Origin of the sequence: Acinetobacter sp. AS167, from assembly GCF_037152175.1 — a bacterium.
GTDB lineage: Bacteria > Pseudomonadota > Gammaproteobacteria > Pseudomonadales > Moraxellaceae > Acinetobacter.
In genome coordinates this window covers 25,821-31,820 of sequence record NZ_JBBCMP010000022.1, presented here as the reverse complement: position 1 = coordinate 31,820, position 6,000 = coordinate 25,821, and the positions used below count along the sequence as shown (strand labels likewise).

At 36.0% G+C, this 6,000-nt stretch carries 4 protein-coding genes; 1 reads left to right on the top strand and 3 read right to left on the bottom strand.

Annotated elements, in window-relative coordinates; translation table 11 throughout:
• Window positions 1-328 precede the first annotated feature (328 nt).
• Window positions 329-1,141: an alpha/beta fold hydrolase gene (locus WFN33_RS19840; protein ID WP_336954762.1), complete on the bottom strand. Its 813-nt coding sequence runs from the start codon at window positions 1,139-1,141 to the stop codon at window positions 329-331.
• Between the two features lie 316 nt (window positions 1,142-1,457).
• Window positions 1,458-2,489, bottom strand: a complete 1,032-nt coding sequence (sppA, locus tag WFN33_RS19835) for a signal peptide peptidase SppA (protein ID WP_336954761.1) — start codon at window positions 2,487-2,489, stop codon at window positions 1,458-1,460.
• Between the two features lie 137 nt (window positions 2,490-2,626).
• Between sppA and WFN33_RS19830 the strand changes: the two genes are divergently transcribed.
• Complete coding sequence (locus tag WFN33_RS19830) at window positions 2,627-3,577, top strand: lysophospholipid acyltransferase family protein (RefSeq protein WP_336954760.1); 951 nt, start codon at window positions 2,627-2,629, stop codon at window positions 3,575-3,577.
• On the opposite strand, the gene WFN33_RS19825 is transcribed toward WFN33_RS19830, so the two are convergent.
• Window positions 3,536-5,962: a DNA internalization-related competence protein ComEC/Rec2 gene (locus tag WFN33_RS19825; protein ID WP_336954763.1), complete on the bottom strand. Its 2,427-nt coding sequence runs from the start codon at window positions 5,960-5,962 to the stop codon at window positions 3,536-3,538. The two genes, WFN33_RS19830 and WFN33_RS19825, sit on opposite strands and share 42 nt — an antisense overlap.
• Window positions 5,963-6,000 lie beyond the last annotated feature (38 nt).

Sequence of the window (6,000 nt, the reverse complement as noted above, 5' to 3'; positions counted from 1 at the left end):
TGTTCTTAAAAACCAACAACCTTATCAGGCAAATTATAAGGCATGAATCCTTAAATAATTTGCTTGACAGTTAAGACGGTATCTTTTCATCTGAGCAAGAACAAAGCACTGGTTTTTGTCGTGCAAAAATGAGGCAGCGCCTACGCAAAGATATTTAAACTTTGAATGTAAGATTTTGTATTGCAAACTTTTTACAATCAAATAATTTATCTTTCCATATAATGGATTTAATTAAAAATATTAATTAAATCTATTATATTCTTGTGTCCGAGTTTTTTGACAGGTTGACTATAGAGAGAGGTACAATCTGTAACCCATTCAACACTGATTAATGGGTATTAGATAAATTTTGTTGAATCAACTTTTTAATTAAGTTAACAGTTTCAACTGGATGTTCTAAAGGAAACATATGTCCTCCAGCCGTCAGAGTAAAAGGAATATTAAATTTCTTTTTGGTAATTTGTGGAAATTTACGTTTTAGAAAAGGGCTCTCAGAACCAATAACTAAATCTATTGGAACTTGTGGTTGTGGATGAGGTAACCACCAATAAGAAGGACCAGTTCTAAAAATTGCAACTTCAACATCCTTAGGAATGGTCAAAGTCACGCCACCACGAACATGATCTTCTGTTAGCGCATAATCGATATAAGCATTAAAACAATCTGCGTCAAAATGCTGATAAAACCCCTTTGGACGTAACAATTCTGCGGCTTGTTGACGCGATTCCCAATGATCTCGACGGCGTAAGCTGAGGTGAGCTGGTGTCATCGCATCGATTTTTTGAGGATAAAATTTCTTTGCAAGATTAAAGACAAAGGATGCGGTTCCCATAATCAATGGAGGATCCAATAAAATTGCTTGTTCAAATAAATCTGGACGTTTAAACGACGCTAAAAAAGTTGCAACAGCGCCTAATGAATGACCTAAGCCTATGACTTTACGTCCATTAGATTGTTGCACAATACTATCAATCACTTGATCTGCAAAATTCGACCAATTGTTATCAATAGGATAACGTTGATCTGTGCCTAATAAAGAAACATAAATCACATCATATTGATCTTTCAATAAATCAAATAGTTTCATATAGACTTTAGATGGCACACCATTGGCATGGGCAAAATGAATAACAGGTTTCATGTGAGATAGACTAACCATGTCTTGTGTTACGCTCTGAATATGACGAATTGCAAATACTGTAGCTGATAAATTGGATTCAGTTAAATATTTTAAGTGAACTCACTGCTATTGTTTTACAATAAGCGATGTCATTCAAATGACTTAAACAGGTTTAAACCAGCTAAAATGGCATAAAGTAAGAAGAAAATAGAGCTTTAGAATCGTGTTGGACTTATTTTTTCATCTTCTTTTTTCATATTTTTGTTTTTTATCCTGTATGGCTCAGTAAAGAACAAGAATACAATATATTGTTCTTTACTGATCTACCAGACTTGAACTATTGCATTTTCACATCTTGATTCATACCAAGTTTCTGGCTCACGGCTGTACCTAAACCATGACCCATTTCTGAACCTAAACGGCCTAGAACTGAGTCAAATGGGCTACGTTCAACCGTATAATTAACTGTCTTTTTCACTTTTAATTCGCGTTTTAATGTTTCCATATTCCCTGCTTTATCTGCGATACCCAATTTAATTGCTTGGTCACCCGTCCAGAATAAACCAGAGAAGATCGCTGGATCTTGCGATTTCAGCTTTTCACCACGGCCTTTTTTCACAGCATCGATAAAGTGATCATGTACATTGTCCAATAAAGCTTGAATATGCGCACGTTGTTCTGGATTAATCGGTTTCGTCATACTCAGTATGTCTTTATTACTTCCCGAAGTCATCGTTCGGTCTTCAACACCTAATTTTTGCGCTAAACCATTTACCCCATAGTTCGGCATAATCACACCAATTGATCCCACCAAACTCGATGGATTTACCCAAATTTCGTCTGCTGCTGATGCAATATAATAAGCACCTGAAGCTCCCATATCACCAATCACAGCATATACTTTTTTCTCTGGATTTTGTTTTTTGAGGTACTGAATCTCTTGCCAAATATCATCAGACTGAACTGGTGATCCACCTGGGGAATTCACATTCAATACTACAGCTTGAGCAGACTTTGCTTGAAATGCTTTCTTTAATGATTTAATCGTATCGGTACTATTTACACCTTGACTACTTGAATCAATTGTACCAACGATATTGACAACCCCTAAATGATTCTCTGAAGTTATTGTTCCATCATCTGCCCCTGATAATGAACAACTCTTACCCAGTGCAACTAAGACAAAGAGAATATAAAGAAAAGTGAGTATTTTAAAGAAGATCCCCCAGCGACGAGTACGGCGTTGCTCTTCAACTGAAGCAAGAACAGCTTTCTCTAAGATCTTCCATTCCTGTCCTGTAGGCTGTTGACCCGCAGAGGAATTCAAATTTGTATTGTCATTTTGAGGTTTCGGCGGCCAATCTGACATTTATACCATCCAAATTAATTATTCATGCTTCATTATATACACGGAATCCGTATAATCTATTTAATCATTACGATTTAACTTATAATAATTTGCTAAATCTCACTATTACTTAACCTGCGCTTTAATTTTAGATCCGGATGACTGATAAAACCTCAACTTCGCGACTTCTCAATTTTTTCAGTCGACTGCCGATCCCAATCGCACGTTTTATCGCGCGCATTTTGGCTGGACTTGTCAACTTATTACGTATCACCAAAACCTCTGAAACCATTCGTTTAAATATTGAAATTTGCTTTCCAGACCTAGATAAATCCAAACGCGAAAGAATTACAGAGCATGCAATTCGCAATGAATTACAGTCTTATATGGAGTTTTTTACGGTTTGGGGAAGTTCAAATCAAGTAAATATCGACCGTATTCACCATATTGAAGGTGAGCACCATTTCCATGAAGCAATTGCGGAAAAAAAAGGCCTTGTACTGGTCGTGCCTCATTTCGGTACTTGGGAAATTATGAACGCATGGTTTGCCCAATATACGCAAATGACCATTATGTATGAACCAATTAAAGATGAAAGTGCAGATCGTTTCGTACGTGCTGCGCGAGGTCGCGAAAATGCCACACTGGTTCCAACAGATGAATCTGGCGTCCGGCAAATATTTAGAGCTTTAAAACAAGGAGGTACCACCGTTATTTTGCCTGACCATTCGCCACATCAAGGGGGAGAACTTATTGAGTATTTTGGGATTCCACTCTTTTCAAGTAATTTAAGTGCAAAGCTGATCCAAAAGACCAAATCCAAAGCACTCTTGCTATATGCTATTAGAAACGAAAATCAGGGTTTTGATATGGTCGTTCAACCTATTGATGAAAATATCTATCAGGTCGATGCAAATCAGGGCACACATATTATTTACACTGCGCTCGAAAAATTAATCTGCCAATACCCAGAACATTATCACTGGAGTTATAAACGTTTTAAAGCTCACCCAAAACTAAAACAGATTTATAATGTTCCGAATAAAGAAGCGATGGAAATGATCAATTCAATCCGCAATGAGACGATCATGGGAAGCGAGCCACTTTAAGTTTTGCCGATAACCTATCAACTCCATCTGCCCTTGCGAATTTAGCTTAAATTGAATAGAACCTTGTTCAATAGTGGTTTTGACTGGAATATTCAAAGCCTCTAGCCGTTTCAATACAATCGGATGTGGATGACCATAGCGATTGGCATATCCAGCCGATACAATCGCAAGTTTAGGTTGTAATTGCTTTAAAAAGTCGTATGAAGAACTATTTTTGCTACCATGATGACCTAGCACTAAGACATCTACTTTTAAATCTGGATATTGTGCTAATAGATTATATTCCGTTTCCCACCCAGCATCCCCCATCAATAAAAAATTTTGATGTGATTTCGACTGAGGAACTTGAATATAAATGATGCATGAGAGTCCATTTCTGTCATACCGAGCTTTGCTTAGGCTATTTTTAGCAGGCGCCAAAACAGAAATCCGAACATCTTCATATTGCCAATATTGCCCTTGATGACAATACTCAAATTTATGCTGATTAAGAAGCTCATCTATTTCATTTGAATAAACTTTGTCAATTTTGACGACCTTCTCTATTTCTGCAAATGCACCACTATGGTCTTGATCTAAATGGGTCAGAATCACTTGATCCAATTGAGCAATGCCTTGTCGCATAAGATATGGAATAATGACTTTTTTACCAATACTGAATTGCTCTTCATCAAATGTGCCACCTGTATCAATCAGCATTTTATGTTCAGGCAAATTTAAAAAAATTGCCTGTCCTTGCCCAACATCTATGACATCAAGTTGGAATCTTGAAGAATTTTTATGTGATATTACTAACGGTGCTAAGCAGAGTATTGCCCAAAATTTGGGAAGCACACCTTTGGGCAGAAAGATAATAAACACAGTCAAAGCAATGCAAATAATTTGCAAAGAATTGAATGCCCACCAATTCAATTTAAAATTGAGAAACTGATCCAACTTTTCCAGTAAATACAACAATATAGACAAAAAAATATCAGAAACTTTAAAGAGTACTCCACCTAAAGGATCAAAAAGTATACTCATGCATGCCGCCATGACTTCAATAGGAACAATTATTGCACCAATCATTGGAATTGCGATCAAATTGCTCAAGGGTGTGATCCATGAAAATTGTTGAAATATCCACAGCACCACTGGTAATAATGCAATAAATATTTTCCATTGCGAATCAATTAATACTCGTATAAATAGTTTAGTCTTAGTTTTCCATGTCTCTACAGTTTGATTCGAATGTTGCTGAACAGTCTGATAGACACGAATCAAAATAAAACATGAACCAAAGGATAACCAAAAAGCAGAAGATAGAATACTAAAAGGATCAATTACTAATAAAATACTGGCTGTCAATAATAGATGCTTAAGAGGTTGAATTTTTTGCTTGAATAAAATAATAAAAATCAAAATTGTGACTGTCAGCATGGTTCTTAACGCGGGAATTTCAAAACCAACAAAAGCGCTATAAAACACCACACAGGCTAAAAAAGGAAAGATCAATAAATAAGGTTGTGGAATTCTCAAAAAAATCTGTGGATAAGCTTTTTTAATGATTGAATTAAACAAAAAACAAAACAAACTTGCAAAAATTAATACGTGCGGTCCAGAGATTGCAAGTAAATGAGAGATGCCCAATTTTTTAAATAACTCATGTGTTTCATTCGCCAATAAGCTTTCATCACCGGTTAATAAGGCCAAGAGCAATCCCTTATTATGTAATGATGAAACTACAATCCAATGGCGAAATTTTAGACGTAACTTTTCGATACTGAGTTGAGCTCTATAAAGCAAGGTATTCTGTTGACGAATAAAGGATGTATAACCCAACTGTTTCACTTGAATTTCATCGATATGTTCAAATGAGTGAGCCTTGAATACACCGAGAATGTTTTGTTGTAGAAACCATTTTTCTTTATCAAAAGCACCAGCGACAGCATAACCGTGAATTGGTTTGATTTGCCCTCTTACTCGATAATATTGGCCTAGTTGGATCATTTCAGACTGTGAATCATCCAGATACATTAACATTTGTGTGGCTTGTTTTAGTCCGAGTAACAATACTTTTTGTTGAATACGCTGTTGAGTACGGGGGAGTTGGGAACTAAAGGATGAGTTGGTTTGCTTAATCGTATTTATGCTAGAAATATAAATAATTTTTTCAATTTGATGAGCTGATGTATCACGTAAGCTTAATCTTTTTTCGAGTGCTGAATCTGCATAATGCCAACCGATTAGACCACATGATATACCGACTAAGCCTAAATAGATCAGTTTAAATACCAAGGAATTAATCAATCTATACTTCGACCGATAAAATTTAAATAGCAAAAGACTTAAGGCTAAGCTAATCCATACCAAGAGAGTTAAAGAAGCTGGTGAATGGTATCCCATAAAAGAGATACCCAATATCCATCCAATTAAAGCAATAT